Source organism: Roseateles sp. P5_B10 (assembly GCF_056400485.1).
Genome location: NZ_JBFULE010001792.1, coordinates 1 through 512, shown reverse-complemented (window position 1 = coordinate 512; position 512 = coordinate 1). Strand labels below are relative to the sequence as shown.

At 63.3% G+C, this 512-nt stretch carries 1 protein-coding gene; it reads left to right on the top strand.

Annotation, left to right across the window (positions count from 1 at the left end; all coding sequences use genetic code 11):
* Positions 1–186: 186 nt before the first annotated feature.
* A complete protein-coding gene (locus AC1DU6_RS35940; protein WP_477863449.1) occupies positions 187–438 on the top strand; it encodes a GCG_CRPN prefix-to-repeats domain-containing protein in 252 nt (83 codons plus the stop codon).
* The last annotated feature ends 74 nt before the right edge of the window (positions 439–512 follow it).

The following is a 512-nucleotide window of genomic DNA, read 5'->3' as shown; positions in this document are numbered from 1 at the left end:
CCTCTAAGCAGAATGGAGACCAACGCATCTTCGGGTTGCGCATCGCGCGGCAAGACGGAGACGCTTTCGTCGGGGCCGAATGATCTTCAACTCATCGAGAGGAATAGAATGACCAAAATTCTGCACCTGATGGCGGCATGTCTCGTCGCCATGTTCATCGTCTCGACGCAGGCAAGTGCTGCGCCGATGATGGGCCAGAGCGTCGCTGTCGAAGCGCACGTGATCCCGGTTGCGGGTGGCTGCGGTCCGAACGGCTGGCGCGGTCCCTATGGCGGCTGCCGCTATACGCCTTATTACGGCCCGCTCCCGGGCGGCTACTATCAGGAAGCTCCCGTGATGGGTAACGGCTGCCCTCCCGGTTACTGGCGCGGTCCGTGGGGACACTGCCGCAACACGCCCTATCACGGCAACCTGCCGGGCGGCGGCTGGAAGCCATAAGCCAAACGTGACGCTGCGTTGCACGTCGCAGCGCACGGCCTGACTGTCGATCAGCTGAAAGGCCAGCCGCAGGG

Excerpts from the sequence above, each read along its gene's own strand:
- AC1DU6_RS35940 (WP_477863449.1), top strand. The coding sequence starts at position 187 with ATGATGGGCCAGAGCGTCGCTGTCGAAGCGCACGTGATCCCGGTTGCG.